The organism is Dysgonomonas sp. GY75 (assembly GCF_015234155.1).
In the GTDB taxonomy this organism is placed as follows: Bacteria; Bacteroidota; Bacteroidia; order Bacteroidales; family Dysgonomonadaceae; genus Dysgonomonas; species Dysgonomonas gadei.
Window position 1 is genome coordinate 1 of the sequence record NZ_JADCLQ010000037.1, and the last position, 17,210, is coordinate 17,210.

Genomic DNA, 17,210 nt, shown 5'->3' on the forward strand with positions numbered 1-17,210 from the left:
AATTCCAACAAGTAAATGATTTTACATATTTATTGCCTTCGTATTTATCGACTAAACAATCAAAAGCTCTCTTGGGCAGAAATCTACATAATTGAGTAAAAACGTAATGTCCATTGTGCATCCCTACTATCATTTTGTTACTTCTAACAAAAATAGAGATTTGAAATGTACACGTAAAAAAAACGAATATTATTAATTGCATATCAAATAATTACATCGCTTGTTAATGTTTTTTAGTGGACACTAGTGAATAAACATTCGCCCGATATTGATTGCGGACGAATGTTTATTCGCCCCTACAGTTTTCTCAAAAGGTAACAAAGGTTACACTATTTCACTCATTTGCTAATTAATTTTTTCAAAGAGCTATAAGCTATTAGTTATAATTATATAGATAAAGTTTCCTGCTTCTGATTCACGGGTATACGAAAAAACCTTGCTGGCATGGATATTTTGTTCGTATCTTGCTCAAAAAGTAATCGTTCTTTTTGCTTCGCAACACACAGATGGGATGTCTGTGTGAGCCACAGTTAAAAAGCTACAGTAACTTTAATACAATGAATGCAAATAAAAATATAGAGAGAAAGCCAAATACTATACTTGTTATCTGCTGTTCATCTTCTTTACCTGTAAGATATTTCATAGTTACATTCTTTCTACCAATAGTTCGATAGAATAACATTCTTACAGCAGCTCCAATAAAACATATAAACGGAAATCCATACATAATATCGTCAACTATCCTTTTACTACCTTCGTTCCGGACAACCTGTCATGAAATCCGTTTTTTGTAAAAAGAAATGAAACGATGTCGAACGGAGCAATAATCCTCAAAAGAGTCCTTACTATTATATCGGCATTGCTCGGCGCTTCCCCGTTATACGTTACAACTTTTGTTTTGGTAATCATTTTACCCAATGTTTTTTGGAACTTGATCTCCAAACCTGCATAATATAAAATATAAGAAGCGAGTGTGATCAAATAACCGATCAGCATCTGGCTGCCTCTGTGTGCATTTAACGGGAGTGTCAATACGAAGACGGCAATCAACCATATGAATGAATCGATCAGGAAATTAAGAAATCTTATTCCGGAACCGACGGTACTATTCTCTATCTCTATAGCTTTTCCCTCAGCCTCTATTATTCTTTTTATTATATCTTCAATTTCCTGATCCGGAATTTCCCTCTTTGCCAACTCACTATCAGCTGCTTCTAAAGCTTCAGACTGATAATCGTCCCTGCTTATTCGAGTGATCTTTATTAATTCCTCGGCTGTTTTCGAAGACATTATTTGATTAAAATCATTCCCCATAATACCCATAAGCGATTCGTTTCCTATTTCAAAAAATCCTCAAAATAACGGGTTATGTGTTCATGCAAATGCACACGGTCGCGCCCTGTCATATTATGTCCGTGCCCCGGATATATAAAGAAATCGGGATGTGTACCCTTTTTAATGGCAGAATGCAGGAATTGCAAGCTCTGTTGCATCACTACGGTAGGGTCTTCATCACCATGTATAAGCATCAGGCGGCCTTTAAGGTCTCCGGCACGTTCTACCATGCTGGAATTCTTATATCCTTCCTGATTTTCCTGAGGACTATCCATATAACGTTCGCCATACATCACTTCATAATACTTCCAATCTGTAACAGGCCCGCCTGCTACACCGACTTTAAATGTTTCGGGATGGCGAAGCATCAGGTTCAGCGTCATAAACCCGCCATAACTCCACCCATGTACTCCTATACGGTCGGCATCTACATAGGCTAACGATTTCAGGTATTCCACACCTGTCATCTGATCGTCTGTCTCCACCACTCCAAGCCGGCGATGTGTTATATTTTCGAAATCTATTCCCCTGTTCGACGTGCCCCTGTTGTCCATCGTAAATACTACATAGCCCTTTTCAGCCATGTATATATCCCATCCTCTTACCTGTCCCATCCATGAATTATCTACCATTTGGGAATGAGGCCCTCCATATACATAAACAATGACCGGATATTTCTTGTTCGGGTCAAAATTCAGCGGTTTCACCAGACGATAATACAGGTCTGTCACATTATCATTCGCTTTCAACTTACCCAGTGTTATCTCGGGCAACTGCACATTCCTATAAGGATTCTTTGCTGAATAATAAATATATGACTTATTCGATTTGGTTTCAGTAATTGTCACCTTTCCGGGGTTATTCTGTGAAGTGTATCTGTCGCAGATGAATTTTCCCGAAGCGCTAAGCATGCCGTCATGGACACCTTCTTCCTTCGACAGTTGCTCTCTCTTTCCTGTTTTCAGATTCAGTTTATAGATATGCTTTTCTATCGGACTTACTTCGGTAGATACATAAAAGAGATTCTCTCCTTTTTCGTCGAATCCCAGAACAGATGTAACATCCCATTTGCCGGAAGTAATCTGCTTCAACAACTTTCCGGTTGTATCATACAGATATAAATGATTAAATCCATCGCGCTCACTTTGCCACAAGAACTTCGACGGCTCATTCTTCAGAAATAATACGGGATTTTCAGGCTCTACATACTTCGGATGAATTTCAGTAAATAAAGTCGTTTGCAGTTTCCCGCTCGCAGCATCGTAACTCCTTACAATGCAAGTATCTTGCCCCCTGTTAACTTCGGCAATATAGATATTTTTTTCATCGGGACTCCATGCTATATTCGTCAGGTATTTTTCTTTAGGAGTACCTGTTTTCAGATATACTGTTTGCTGTGTAGCAGGATTGTACACTCCCACTGTTACATGATGGCTTTTCATTCCGGCCATCGGATACTTTATATTTTTCAGTTTGGCGATACGCGCCGAAATATCTACTAACGGATAATCGGTAACCATCGTTTCGTCCATACGGTAGAATGCAAGAAGATTTCCTGCCGGCGACCAGAATATACCTTTGTTAATACCGAACTCGTTCCTATGAACAGATTGCCCGGAGACAATGCCCGTATTTGTTTCGTTGGTTACGGCCGTTTCTTTCCCTTCCGAATCCTGTATATACAGGTTATTATCTTTTGTATATGCGAGCATTCTGCTTTTTTCAGACCATTCGTGGTTATCTATCCCGTCTAATGACAGAAACGCAGCCATTATCTTTTTTGTCACAAAGTCATATAAATATATTTTGTCAGGAGTGGCAATCAGTATATTATTCGACTGTGGAGATATAAACTGAATCGTATTTAAACTTTTCAGCGCTTCATCTTTATCAAATCCCATACCTGAATTAATATCCTGAAGGCTAAGCAATACTTGAGGTTTCTCTTTATCTGTATTGGGAGCAATCATTACGGAATCACCTTTTATGTAAGTCAGTTTATCTCCATACCATCCCAATTGGCGAGGCATTTCGGCACGATACTTGCTGAATGTTTTACCTCCGGGCGTCAGGTCTTCTAATGTCAGGGGTATTTCTTGGCTGTATGATTTCATTGGAAGCAAAATGCTTATGGCTAAAAAAAAGGAATTAATAAATTTCATACTATAATTTTATTTTTAAAGGATGGATGGAAACTCGCATGACAAAATTATCCTGTACTTTGGTGAATTGCGATCCATGTTCGTTTTCATACCTATAGCTGATTTTTTAGTGAACAAAGATAGTGAATTTCTATGTTGCAGATTTATCTGACAGGTACAGATTTACACCTCAATAGATTATTATCATCAAAAGTGGCAATAGGTCAGTCAGTGAATTAGTTTTTTTTTAGAACAATTTATTTTTTTAAACGTTTTAGAAATAAAAGTTATACTTTTGCGTTACTAAGTATAAGAAAGGGAAATTTACACATAGCATAAGAACGTATTTAATGATATATTTTTCAATCTAACTACTTGTGGTATTTTAAATTTAAAAACAACAAATAGGTCCACGACCTTATCTAAAGAACGACAATATGTTAAAAAACAATATATTATACTACACCGGACTTATTCTATTGTTTGTTGCAATAGTCACGTCATGTAGTAAAAATCCAAAAGAATTTGAAATAAGCGGAAAACTCGACAATGTAACAGGTGATCATTTTTTCATGTCGCATGAGATCGGAGACTCCGTATTTATAGACACTGTCGCCATCAGTGCAAAAGGTGAATTTTCTTTCCGTAGCGAAATTGATACACTGACAGAATATTCATTGTACTTTAATAAAAATACAAAAAGCACTTTCGTTCTTGCCAACAAAGGATGGAAGGTAGAACTTAAAGGCGATGTACTATATCCCGACCTGATAGATGTAAAGGGTGGTGACGTAAATGATGATTTAACGAACTTCAAGGAAAAAAATAAAGCTTTGCTCAAATCGCGTGCCGACATATTGAATACTGCCGAAAAGAACATTAAAAACGAAGACAGCCTGGTAGTGAAAGATTATGTGGTGGAACTAAAAAACATTAATTTCGAGTTATCCAATATAGCAGCCGCATATGTAAAAGCAAATCCGGACAAGATAGCCAGCGTAATGTTGATAAATACATTTTTTAAGGATGAGACTTCCATCCCGCGGCTTGACGAAAACCTGTCTTTATTGAAAGGCAAAGCCATTGACTTTCCACTGACAGCAGAACTTAAAAGTTTTAGGGATAAAATTAAATTGTCGGCAGTAAATGCTTATGCGCCGGGATTTTCAATAAAAAATATACAGGATAAGACGGTGCAATTATCTGACTTTAGAGGCAAGTACGTACTTCTTCTATTTGCTGCTACCACATGTGATGTATGCCGCGACGAGAAACAAGACGCAATCGATGTCTATAATGAATTGAAAAAGCAAAAAAAGAACATCGAATTCATTTCCATTGTAAAAGATTCAGAACAAGTACCTCTTAGTGAAAATATAGCCGATTCTGTAAAATGGAATATATTACCTGTGAAGGGGGGATGGGCTGCAAAACCTTTCGACACCTATTACATCCGTGAAATACCTTACAACATACTGATTTCACCGACCGGCATCATTCTGGAAAGAGATTTGCCTATCCGTGCAGTTATAAGCAAGATGGAAGAACTCACAGGCGAAAAGAAAAAGTGAGATAAGCAATCAATAAATTAATAATATAAAGTATGGGCGAATAAATATTCGCCCCTATATTTTTTTTAAATTATCCAATATTTTTCTTACTCCCTCAAAACATCGAGAGCAACAGCTTATCTATAGCCTGCACTATCCGGCTACGTGAACCCGTAAAATTATTGACCATTATGGTAAAAGCATATTTCTTATCCCCGTCAATATAGTATCCCGCAAAGCATTGCACGCCATAGATACTGCCGCTTTTCATCGAAATCTTCCCTGCAAGGCGTGTTCCTTTGAGCCGGCTGCCTACAGTTCCGTCCTTCCCTGCTTTGGGCAACGACTCCAGAAATGCATCGGCATACTTGCTTTTTGCCTGCATATACACCAGCAGATCGCACATAAATGCAGGACTCACGGCGTTGGACGGGGCAAGCCCGCTTCCATCGAACATAGTAAGCGCATCGGTATTCAATCCCCGGGCTTTCCACAATTCTTTCGTTTTGTCAATCCCTGCATCCAGGGCAGAGGAGTATATATCTGTCGTTTTTGTACGGCCTACGGTACGTATAAGATGTTCCGCATAGTGATTGTTGCTCCTTACATTGGTATCCTTTATGATATCTTTCAATGGAAAAGACTCGTGACGATAGAATATATCTTCATTAAAAGTCCTTTTATTCTTCCAATACATCTGATTGAAATACCTGTCATACGTGCTTTCTACCGTACCTAACTTAAAGCCCTTATCAGTCAACTGCTTTGCCAATACTTCGCCGAGATATAAGCCCGGATCGGGAATATCGCCTTTTATACTGAACGATGGCCTTCCACCGGGGATATCTCCCGAAAGAAGCCTGTTTACAGAAAAAGGTTCCCCGTGAATATATCCGTTGTCCTGCCCTGTAGCATTCATCGTAAGGGTATTGCGGAACGACAGGTTCATTTCAGGCCGGGTCTTTATTATAATGGGACATGTATCGAGACGCATTGTATTGAAAAACAATTCATAGGTATTATCATAAATACTGATACCATAACTTGCCGCAGCATAATAATTACCCATATCCTGATATGTCCATCGTTGCGATACGCCTTCATATCCAAAATAATCATCGACAATGGTAATATCCAGTTTTTTTGTTGAATCGAATTTCTGTCCTATCTGTTCTGTCCATCGGGAAAGGAACTCGTCAGGCGTATTATCCAGATGTTCGGTGCCCAGCGTAGGATCGCCATATCCATGCACCAGCAGCCTGTCCGATTTATCTTTGTCTATAGCCAGAGTCGTCTGATATTTATAATCGGGACCCAATATTTCCAGTGCGGTGGCGGTAGTTACTACCTTTAGTATGGATGCGGGGGTGTATGCCCTGTCTTCATTATGTCCGGCTAGTTTCGTCCCTGACAAGTCCTTTACACAAATACCAACGGAGGCATGTTTGAGCCCCTGATGATTAAGAAAAATTTGTATTCCGGCTTGTTTTACCTGTGCATTCAGTATATAAGGAACTAATACCAAGAATGTTAATAAATATCGGCTCTTTGCTTTCATCATAGACAGATTGTTACGGGAAATAAGAAAAAATAAAATATCTTTGTAAAGATATATCAAATAATTTAAAACAGCATCCGCATATGACAATGGGACAACCATTCGACAAGCCTTTTACTTTCGATCGCACTATCCGACTGCTGATAAGCGTATTGGCTATAGGAGCCGCCCTCTACTTTCTGTATTTACTGAAAGATGTATTGCTCCCTTTTTTCATAGCATGGCTTTTAGCTTATATGCTCAATCCATTGGTACGCTTTTACAAAAGGAAATTAAAGCTCCCTCATTCTATAGCTGTTATACTTACACTACTATCAGTGGCGGGGATATTCACACTACTCGGATTTATACTGGTTCCTCTTATCGAAAATGAAATATGGCAAATCAACAACCTTATTGCAACTTACGATCTGTCGGTAATAAGCCAAAACGGGATTCCGGTAAGTGTGGCTGATATTATAGGTCGGTATGTTGACTACAAAGAACTTCAAAGCACATTGTCGAAAGACAATCTTGCAGAAATTATCCAATATGTAAGCCCTGCCGTAGAATCCCTTTTTTCGGGTACAATATCCTTCCTCTTCGGCCTTACAGTAGTCTTTATTGTTATCTTATACCTGATATTTATATTGCTCGATTATGATAAGATAAATGAACTCTGGAGATTCCTTATTCCACCTAAATACCGCCCGATAGTAGGGCGTATAACACTGGACGTGGAAACCAGCATGAACAAATATTTCCGCCATCAGGCATTTATCTGCTGCATTCTGGCAGTGCTGTATGCTACCGGATTTCAGATCATAGGTTTGCCGATGGCAATTATGTTTGGCCTTTTTGTAGGTCTTGTACATATGATACCATATCTTCAGGTCATCACATTCCCGCCGGCAATATTGCTTTGCTGGTTGCGGGCATCGCAAACAGACGATAGTTTTTGGGTTATGCTGGGATTAGTGGCTCTTATATACGTAATTGTGCAATGTATTATGGATCTGTTCTTAGTACCGAAAATAATGGGAAAAGCAATGGGCCTGAACCCGGCAATCATTCTCTTATCTCTTTCGGTATGGGGTTCGCTATTAGGCATAGTGGGTATGATAATCGCTATCCCCTTAACTACCATGCTACTGTCATATTATAAAGAATTTATCACCTCAGCCGAAAAACTGCAAGCCATAGAACAAGCGCAACAGGAGATACCTTTCGATGAAAGTTGAGATTAATTGATTTTTTTGTATCTTTATGCCTCGTTTTTGAAAATCAACAAAATAATATAATAATGCAGTTAACAGCAAAATTAATTCAAGTACTTCCTGTACAGACAGGTATGGGTAAAAACGGAGAGTGGAGGAAACAGAGCATCATTCTTGAAACCGATGGCATGTATCCTAAAAAAGTATGCATGACCTTCTGGGGTGATAAAATAAATGAATCTATACTTCAAATAGGAAATATTCTGGATGTGTCTTTCGATGTAGAAAGCCGTGAATATAACGGAAACTGGTACACAGACCTCAGAGCTTGGAAAGTAGAACCTGCAGGCACAAGTCAACCTGCTCCGGCGCAATCATACGGACAAGCAAGTCAACCTACACAAGCCGCTACCCCGGTGGACTTTAGTGGAGACAGTGGCGACGACCTTCCATTTTGATGGATTTTCGGGCTAAATATTTGTCTGTCAAAAAATAAGTTTTATCTTTGCACCTCGTTAAATAATATAAATAACAACTTATGTATTTAGATTCAGCTAAAAAGCAAGAAATCTTCGCAAAACACGGAAAGTCTAACACTGATACTGGCTCACCTGAAGCTCAGATAGCATTGTTTTCATACCGTATTTCGCATTTAACTGAACATTTGAAGTTAAATAAGAAAGATTATAACACTGAAAGATCTCTAAGACGCCTTGTAGGTAAACGTCGCCGTTTGCTTGATTACCTGATAGATAATGATATTGAAAGATATCGTGCTATCATCAAAGAACTAGGTATCAGAAAGTAATCTTTCGGAGAAAAGATTTATTAAGGGATTGTTTCTATTGGAACAATCTCTTTTTGTTTTATCTTTATACACACTCATTCAGCAAACATATGGAGAAGCTAACTATAATAAAAGTAGGCGGAAAAATTGTAGAAGAAGAACAATCGCTGAAACAACTTCTAAAAGATTTTGCCCGTATAGAAGGATATAAAATACTAGTTCATGGCGGAGGACGATCGGCAACAAAACTGGCAGAGCGTCTGGGCATCGAAAGCCGTATGATAAACGGCCGCCGCATCACCGATTTAGAGACACTGCAAATAGTAACAATGGTTTATGGAGGCCTTGTTAATAAGAATATTGTGGCAGGACTACAAGCCCTGAACGTGAATGCTCTTGGACTTACAGGCGCAGATATGAATTTGATACGTTCCGAAAAAAGACCCGTAAGAGAAATAGATTATGGATTTGCAGGAGATGTAAAGGAGGTAAACACGGCGATACTGTCTTCTCTGATATCTCAGGGCATAGTACCCATATTAGCCCCTCTCACACATGACAAACTTGGCAATATACTAAACACCAATGCCGACACGATAGCAGGAGAAACGGCAAAAGCCTTAGCCAACGTTTTCGAGGTGAGCCTTGTGTATTGTTTTGAAAAGAAAGGCGTGTTAATGGATGAAAATGATGATGATAGCGTAATTCCATCACTAAACAAAGCAGCATTTAAGGATCTGGTTCAGAAAGGTGTTATACAAGGAGGCATGATACCTAAACTTGACAATGCGTTCGAATCTATCGAAGCAGGTGTAAAAGAAGTGGTGATAACCAGTGCAGACGAGATAGGAAAAACCTCAGGCACACATATTTATCTCCCTTGATAAAAATATTCCGTTAAGTGGTTATTAAAATATAATCGATAAGATATCTTTTCTTTATTATTTCTTACGAGTTGTTAAAGAATATCAGCAAAAGAATATATATTTGCCTACGACAAGTTTTAATTTAACCTAATAAGACAATTATGAGAACAATTCTAAAATTTAGCTTAGTTATTGCTGTATTACTATTAGTAGTAAATGTTAATGCACAGGAAAAGCCTCTTACTTTCGGCGTAAAGGCAGGAATAAATCTTTCGAATATGACTGAAGACCTAAAAGGAGATGCTAAAGTCGGATTCAATGTAGGAGTAACATTGGATTATGCTTTGCCATCGGACCTGTATTTATTGACAGGACTGGACTATTCTCTTGAAGGAACAAAAGAAGGCGATTCAAAGATAAATTTATCATACTTGAAATTGCCTGTACATATAGGATATAAGTTCCAGGTAGCAGAAAATACTAAATTGGTATTGCATGCCGGTCCGTATGTAGCATATGCTGTAAGTGGTAAATACAAAGCTGGCGCAATAAGTATTGATGCATTCAATAAAGACATAGAAGATGCGTTAGGTTTCAAATATAACAGATTCGATTTTGGTGTCGGTCTTGGTGTTGGGGCTGAGTTTAACAAGATTGTCGTAGGATTAGGTTATGATTTAGGTTTAAGTAATCTGATTAATGTAAAAAACAGTGCAACTGTTGAAGATATTACAGGAATATCTAATCCGAGCGGTAAAAATATGAACGCTTATCTGACGGTAGGATATAAGTTCTAAACAACAGGTCAGAATATAAGCAAGCTCCGAAATCCGGGGCTTGCTTTTTTATATACAATACCTTACTACCCGCTTAAACACTTTAAGAAAACTTTATCTATGCTTTTAGCTGTTAGATCGTAGCTTTTTGGAAAATGAACAAGCCTCTCAATCATCGACCTTCGCTTTGAATAAAGTGTAAAAAGATGGAAAATGTGTTACATATGTTACTTTTTGGGAACAGTTACCGAATAAGAAAAAAACGTTGACAACTGATGGCTGTTAATTGTTAACTGAATAGTGTTACATGTGTTACTTTTTAACAAATAGCAAGCTAAAAGGGGTACAAGTTGTTAATCGGTTACTACTAGATAAGGAAAAAACTAACAGGATAAAAGAAGTGTAAAATGCGTCAACTTTGTAAAGTTTTTCTTATAAACTATTGCCTGATAACCATCATCTAATAGCCAGGATAAGTTACTTTTTTAGATTGATTAGCTAATTGAGATTTAAGAATGAAAGGGGTTTGACCCATGTATATTGTCTTTTCAGCCCCCATCCCCTTAATTCTCAAAAACTTTGCGTACCTTTGTCCGATTTTAAGAAGTTTAGAAAAAAATATTTTATGATGAATCCGATTACAAAGAGTATCGATTTAGGTGATGGAAGGACTATCACCCTTGAAACCGGAAAATTAGCAAAACAAGCAGATGGGTCTGTAATGCTACGCATGGGAAATACCATGATGCTGGCCACAGTTTGCGCTGCTAAAGACGCTAAACCGGACGTTGATTTTATGCCTTTACAGGTAGAGTATAAAGAAAAATTTGCCGCATTCGGCCGTTTTCCCGGAGGTTTCCTTCGCAGGGAAGGGCGTGCATCAGATTATGAAATATTGGTTTGCCGCCTTGTAGACCGTGCGCTTCGCCCGTTATTCCCGGACGATTATCACGCAGAAGTATTTGTGAATGTTACACTCTTCTCTTCAGATGGAATAGATATGCCGGACGCACTGGCCGGGCTTGCAGCTTCTGCTGCCCTTGCAGTATCCGATGTGCCTTTCAATGGACCAATCTCGGAAGTGAGAGTTGCACGTGTAGACGGACAATTTATCCTTAACCCGACTTTTGCCCAAGTGGAGCAAGCCGATATGGATATTATGGTAGGCGCTACTATAGACAATATCATGATGGTAGAAGGCGAGTTCAAGGAAGTTTCGGAAGCAGAAATGCTGGAAGCTATCAAAGTAGCACACGAAGCTATCAAAATACAATGTCAGGCTCAGATAGAACTGATGGAAGCTGTGGGCAAAACAGTTAAACGCGAATACTGCCACGAAGTAAACGATGAAGAACTTCGTAAAGATGTATGGGCAAAATGCTACGATAAAGCTTATGCTGTAGCTGCATCAGCCAATACAAACAAGCACGAGCGTGGCGATAACTTCGCAGCTATCGTAGATGAATATAAAGCAGGCCTGACAGAAGAAGAACTGGCTGAAAAGGGTTCTTTGATATCCCGCTATTACCACGATGTGGAAAAAGAAGCAATGCGCCGTTCTATCCTTGACGAAGGTAAACGCCTCGATGGACGTTCCACTACAGAAATCCGCCCTATATGGAGCGAAGTAGATTATCTGCCGGGAGCACATGGCTCTGCTATCTTTACCCGTGGTGAAACTCAATCATTGACTACAGTTACTTTAGGTACCAAGCTGGATGAAAAAATCATCGACGATGTGCTTAACAACGGAAAAGAAAGATTCCTCTTACACTATAATTTCCCTCCGTTCTCTACCGGAGATGCCCGTCCGCAACGCGGAGTAGGACGTCGCGAGATAGGACACGGAAATCTTGCTCACAGAGCATTGAAACCAATGATTCCGGCTAACTATCCGTATGTTATCCGTGTAGTATCGGATATTCTTGAATCGAATGGTTCATCTTCTATGGCAACCGTTTGTGCCGGTACGCTGGCTCTGATGGATGCCGGTGTGCAGATCAAGAAACCGGTAACGGGTATAGCAATGGGACTTATCTCAGAGAAGAAAGGTACAAACTTTGCTGTGCTTTCCGACATACTCGGAGATGAAGACCACTTAGGTGATATGGACTTTAAGGTATGTGGTACAAAAGACGGTATCACTGCTACCCAGATGGATATTAAAGTAGACGGATTGTCATACGAGATACTCGAAAAAGCCCTGAATCAGGCACGTGAAGGCCGTTTACACATTATGGGTAAAATCCTTGAAACATTACCTGAGCCGCGCGCAGACTTCAAAGAGAATGCTCCGCGTATCGAGGTTATTATTATCAACAAAGAATTTATCGGTGCTGTTATTGGCCCTGGAGGTAAGATTATTCAAGGTATTCAGGAAGAAACTGGTGCCACTGTTACTATCGAGGAAATCGATGGTTATGGCCGCGTAGAGATATCAGCAACAAGCAGAACTTCTATCGAAGCCGCTGTTGCGAAGATCAAAGGCATTGTAGCCGTTCCTGAAGTAGGAGAAGTATATACTGCTAAAGTTCGTTCAGTAATGCCTTATGGTGCATTCTGCGAATTCCTTCCAGGCAAAGATGGTTTGCTTCATATCTCTGAGATCTCTTGGGATCGTATCGAAGACATGGAAAAAGCCGGACTGAAAGAAGGCGATGAAATAGAAGTGAAACTGATTGACATCGACCCTAAGACCGGAAAATTCAAATTATCCCGCAAGGTGCTTCTTCCACGTCCTCCAAGACCGGAAAAACCTGTACAGAAGAATAATAACGAAGGGAATAACTAATCTTCATGTTTATGATAGAAAAGAGGCTTTTAATTAAAGCCTCTTTTTTTTGTTATAAATGACTCTTTTATGCACAAAACCATAATTAGTTTATCTATATGGTATGAGAATAAAATTACCCTGGGTACTCAATATATTCAGAACAGTAATTTTTATTAAAATAAGATTATGATAACAATTTATGTTTACATTTGCATCAGAGATAAAGACTAAAGACAATTTTTCCATTTATTAAAACTACAAATATAAAAGAGTAAACAACATGAAATTTAGCACTTCAAAGCTGAAGGCGGTATTGCTTTGCGTATCAATTATTTTTTGTAATTATATGCAATCCCAGATAACAGTAGGAGCTGATTTAACACCTAACAAGGGTAGCTTGTTGGATCTTAAAGAATATAATAATCCGGCCCAATTAGCAAATTCGGGTAAAGGACTGGGAATGCCCCGTGTATCATTACAAAGACTGGAGAAGCTCGACCCCTGTGTAGAAAATGCAACTGAAGAAGACAAAAAGAAGCATACCGGACTGATGGTCTATAATCTGACCGATGATACGCCATATGGTCTTTGTCCGGGCCTCTATGTATGGCAGACTACAGAGTGGACAAGACTGCCCGAACCTTGCCCCAAGATATATTACAACACAAAAAAGATTTTGGGAATAGGACTGGATAATTATTCTGTAGGAGCAACTTCTCCAAATGCCGGCGGAAGCATTTTATTACAGAATCAGGCTGCTTTTGGTGAGGATTCAAATAGTATAGTGGGTTTTAAGGGATATACACTGGACTATCTCCGAATACCGTCTCTAGTGGATATCGATTATTTAGGTACACTCGATGCAAAATTAGCCGAAAAGCCGGATATAATCGTTATCAGTTATCCGTCAAGGATATTAAATCAGAATACTGCTGATAAGTTAAATAATTATTTGAATCAGAATGGGGTTCTTATATTATTGCTGGAGGATCCGGGAGGCGTATCTGCTGATACTCAGAAATCTTCTCAGATATTTTTAAGAACTGTTTTTGGAAACACCAATATCACCCAGAAGAACACTACATCCGATGCCTTTTCCGGTTCTGTTTATCAGTATTCAACAACAATAAATGATGAAGTAATAAATGGACCGTTTGGCGATCTCAGAGGAAAGTACTGGGGAGAAGATGCTTCATATACAAGTCTTGTATCCGGATTGCCGTCCGATCAGATTATCGAATATTCGACCGCTTATGACTACTCTATGGGTGTTGCAAATAGTGGCTATATAAACTCATTCAGACATAAAACGAAGAATCTGATTTTCGTAGGAGATGGCGGGTTTATCGTATATCAAAAAGGTTCAGCCACTCCAACGGCATATCCTTTCGGACTAGACAATAATAACATCCCTGTAGAAAGGGCAAACTACGGACGAGGTATCAAATATAACGTTTCCAACTCTATCTTTTTTGGAAATGTAATGGCATGGGCCATCAAGATGGCAGAGTATAACGGGATAAATACCATACCTTAAAAAGGTAGCAGTGGGAAATAAAGGTTAACTCACTTTTTATTCTCACTTATCCTTTTAAACCGGTTCATTGTAGCCAGTACATTATTCACATACTTCATCGTTTCACCACCTCTGAAGTACCCGCTTTTACATACAGGGTCGTTATAGTATTCCGGATTGCTTTTCAGTTCGAGATACTTTTGAACATTTCCTTCCCATATATAAGGATTAGCTCCGTATTTTGAAGCTAGAGCCTGCGCATCATTTACGTGCCCGTTTCCTGCATTATAGGCAGCAAGAATGAATTTTTCACGTTCACTGATACTCTCTACCTTGCGGAAAATTTTGTCCAACCTGTCCAGCAATTCAACTGCCGCCCCGATACTCAGGTCAGGATTCATGCGGTCTTCACTGGTCAAGCCCAATGAGGCAGCAGTACGAGGCATCAGTCCCATAATTCCGGCAGCGCCCGCCCATGAAGTAAGATTGTTCTGGAAGCGGGACTCATGATAGCAAATAGCAGCAAGGAACTGCCATTCGTATTTTGTATTCTTAGCATGTTTCCTGAATAGGTCGTCATAGACAGAAACAGCACCTTTAGGCAGATTTTTCGGGGTTATATACTCTCCCTCAAAAAGCTGTTTGCTCAACTCGAAATACTTCTTTATAATACTCTTGTATACAGGTGTATTGTCATTCTCGGCAAACCACTCGTTAAGAGCATTCGCCAGATTCGGCATATCTTTCCGCACGGCCCATGAAGCCCGTTGTTCGAAACTTATAGGCAAGGAGATGTCAATATTCCTGAAATAAGTGCGGTTTAACCTGGCAATATATTCATCACAGGCTGTATATCTTATCTTGCCCAACGATACCATCTCTATCAGGTCCTCGCTGGTAATAGTATCTTCGCTGACTGTATGAATCCTGATTCCCCCGCCTAATTCCGAATCAAGATTGAGAAGGCGTTGGTGATATTTAGTATCGGCCTCCACATATACTTCCTTACCTATAAGGCCGGTCACATCCTTTATTATAGTATCTCCTTTATTCGCCCTCTGAACAAGAACCTGGTGAGTTATCTGCTGCAGCCCGCAATAGGATATAGAATCTTTCAGTTCATTTTGTATAGGCACTGCATAAGCGATAAGATCTCCCTCTCCCCTCTTTAGCATTTCTATCAGCCGGGTGGTATTCTCCGCCACTTTTACATTCAGCTTCAATCCGTAATGATCGCAGAAGTCCTGGGCAAGATCATAGTCATACCCCATCGGCTCTTCTCTGTAAATAAAGTATGAGGTAGAACTATTGAGTGTAATAATGGTCAGTTCACCTTTCTCCTTTATTTGTTCAAAGTCGTAAACAGACTGCTCCTGCTTCTTCTTACATGAGAAAAAAAAGCAAGATGAAAGTAACAACAGGTAGACGATAAGGTTATATTTCATAGTGCAGCTCCTGTCTTTAATACATTGTGATTCTTCCTCTGGCAACCTGGACCTTTAACAGATCGGAGCCTATCAGCATTTTATAATTTAAAATCGCCCGTGATTATATCTTCCACTTTGATATTATATTCCGCAACGATATGATTTATCACATCTGCGGCTGTAGGCAGGTTATCTATCAAGGAGCTTACCTGTCCTATTTCCAGTTCACCCTCAACAAGATCACCTTCAAAGATTCCCTTTTTAGAACGGCCGCGTCCGAGCAACTCACGCATCTCTTCTACCGATGCCCCTCTGTCTTCGGCAGACTGTACTGCATTATAGAACTCATTCTTTATCATGCGGGTAGGGCTGAGCTTTTTCAGAGAGAGAACAGTATCTCCTTCTTTCAGGTTAATACAGAGTTCCTTAAATTCCTGAGAAGCCGAACTCTCTTGTGTAAGGGCAAAACGTGTACCCATCTGTATCCCTTCCGCACCTAATGCAAAAGCAGCCAGGATCCCATTACCTGTACCGATTCCTCCGGCCGCAATGAGCGGAATATGTATACTCTTTCTCACCTGGGGTATAAGCACTATAGTGGATGTTTCCTCTCGCCCGTTGTGTCCTCCGGCTTCAAATCCTTCAGCAACAACTGCATCTACACCAGCTTCCTGACATTTCAGCGCAAACTTGGAACTGGATACAACATGAGTTACTATAATGCCTTTATCCTGTAACTTTTTAGTCCAAAGCTTTGGATTACCTGCCGATGTGAATACAATCTTCACTCCTTCAGAAATAATTATATCCATTATCGTGTCTATCTCAGGGTACATCAGCGGCACATTAACCCCAAAAGGCTTATCTGTTGCAGCTTTGCATTTTTGGATATGTTCGCGAAGTGTTTCCGGGTGCATCGAGCCGGCCCCGATAAGTCCTAATCCGCCTGCATTACTCACAGCCGAAGCCAGCCTCCAGCCACTGCACCATACCATTCCTCCCGAAATAATGGGATATTTTATTCCAAATAAAGATGTTATTCTGTTTGTCATTGTTTATATTTTGATTTTTACTTATTAATCATAAATTGGAAAAGGTTACAAAGGTAACAGAAATCAATTAATAATTAAAAACGAAGAATTAAGAATGTTTTTTTACATAGTTTCTATATAAAGCTGACACTTTTACCCGATTTTCATTCGTCAGTTTTTCTATCATATTCTTCTTTTTTGCTGTTCTCTACTTACCTTCTCTCTCCATAGATAAAGTTTTTCCCGAAGAATTC

The 17,210-nt window shown here is 39.4% G+C and carries 14 protein-coding genes; 8 read left to right on the forward strand and 6 right to left on the reverse strand.

The annotated features are described in order from the left end of the window. The 3 genes from IR083_RS24915 to IR083_RS15705 form a co-directional block, all read right to left on the reverse strand. The coding region (locus IR083_RS24915; RefSeq protein WP_317174748.1) for a DUF4372 domain-containing protein at window positions 1-202 on the reverse strand (202 nt) is incomplete at its 3' end. Between the two features lie 536 nt (window positions 203-738). Beyond that, window positions 739-1,290 (reverse strand): RDD family protein, encoded by a 552-nt coding sequence (locus tag IR083_RS15700; protein WP_157256604.1) that lies wholly within the window; start codon window positions 1,288-1,290, stop codon window positions 739-741. A gap of 47 nt (window positions 1,291-1,337) precedes the next feature. Continuing rightward, the gene (locus IR083_RS15705; protein WP_006800337.1) at window positions 1,338-3,497 is read right to left on the reverse strand and encodes a S9 family peptidase; all 2,160 of its coding nucleotides are present in this window, start codon (window positions 3,495-3,497) and stop codon (window positions 1,338-1,340) included. A gap of 416 nt (window positions 3,498-3,913) precedes the next feature. Between IR083_RS15705 and IR083_RS15710 the strand changes: the two genes are divergently transcribed. Then, the gene (locus IR083_RS15710; protein ID WP_194225041.1) at window positions 3,914-5,047 is read left to right on the forward strand and encodes a redoxin domain-containing protein; all 1,134 of its coding nucleotides are present in this window, start codon (window positions 3,914-3,916) and stop codon (window positions 5,045-5,047) included. A 94-nt stretch (window positions 5,048-5,141) separates the two neighbouring features. Here the strand turns inward: IR083_RS15710 and dacB are convergent, their stop codons facing one another. Further along, a complete protein-coding gene (gene dacB, locus IR083_RS15715) occupies window positions 5,142-6,587 on the reverse strand; it encodes a D-alanyl-D-alanine carboxypeptidase/D-alanyl-D-alanine-endopeptidase (RefSeq protein WP_242052448.1) in 1,446 nt (481 codons plus the stop codon). 80 nt (window positions 6,588-6,667) lie between these two features. Here dacB and IR083_RS15720 point away from each other — a divergent pair, with 80 nt between their 5' ends. From IR083_RS15720 to IR083_RS15750, 7 genes are all read left to right on the forward strand, one after another. After that, complete coding sequence (locus IR083_RS15720; protein WP_006800340.1) at window positions 6,668-7,804, forward strand: AI-2E family transporter; 1,137 nt, start codon at window positions 6,668-6,670, stop codon at window positions 7,802-7,804. A 62-nt stretch (window positions 7,805-7,866) separates the two neighbouring features. Then, window positions 7,867-8,238, forward strand: coding sequence for a DUF3127 domain-containing protein (locus tag IR083_RS15725; RefSeq protein WP_006800341.1), 372 nt, complete (start codon window positions 7,867-7,869; stop codon window positions 8,236-8,238). 80 nt (window positions 8,239-8,318) lie between these two features. Next, the gene (gene rpsO / locus IR083_RS15730) at window positions 8,319-8,588 is read left to right on the forward strand and encodes a 30S ribosomal protein S15 (RefSeq protein ID WP_006800342.1); all 270 of its coding nucleotides are present in this window, start codon (window positions 8,319-8,321) and stop codon (window positions 8,586-8,588) included. 89 nt (window positions 8,589-8,677) lie between these two features. Further along, on the forward strand, window positions 8,678-9,451 hold the full coding sequence (gene argB / locus IR083_RS15735; protein WP_006800343.1) for an acetylglutamate kinase: 774 nt from the start codon (window positions 8,678-8,680) through the stop codon (window positions 9,449-9,451). Between the two features lie 143 nt (window positions 9,452-9,594). Beyond that, the gene (locus IR083_RS15740) at window positions 9,595-10,230 is read left to right on the forward strand and encodes a porin family protein (protein WP_194225042.1); all 636 of its coding nucleotides are present in this window, start codon (window positions 9,595-9,597) and stop codon (window positions 10,228-10,230) included. Between the two features lie 604 nt (window positions 10,231-10,834). Next, entirely contained in the window at window positions 10,835-13,000 is a 2,166-nt protein-coding gene (gene pnp, locus IR083_RS15745; RefSeq protein WP_044216523.1) for a polyribonucleotide nucleotidyltransferase, read from the forward strand. A 262-nt stretch (window positions 13,001-13,262) separates the two neighbouring features. Continuing rightward, entirely contained in the window at window positions 13,263-14,519 is a 1,257-nt protein-coding gene (locus IR083_RS15750; RefSeq protein WP_194225043.1) for a hypothetical protein, read from the forward strand. Between the two features lie 29 nt (window positions 14,520-14,548). Here the strand turns inward: IR083_RS15750 and IR083_RS15755 are convergent, their stop codons facing one another. Continuing rightward, window positions 14,549-15,943: a transglycosylase SLT domain-containing protein gene (locus IR083_RS15755; RefSeq protein ID WP_194225044.1), complete on the reverse strand. Its 1,395-nt coding sequence runs from the start codon at window positions 15,941-15,943 to the stop codon at window positions 14,549-14,551. Between the two features lie 80 nt (window positions 15,944-16,023). After that, window positions 16,024-16,977: an NAD(P)H-dependent flavin oxidoreductase gene (locus IR083_RS15760; RefSeq protein ID WP_194225045.1), complete on the reverse strand. Its 954-nt coding sequence runs from the start codon at window positions 16,975-16,977 to the stop codon at window positions 16,024-16,026. Window positions 16,978-17,210: the final 233 nt, after the last annotated feature.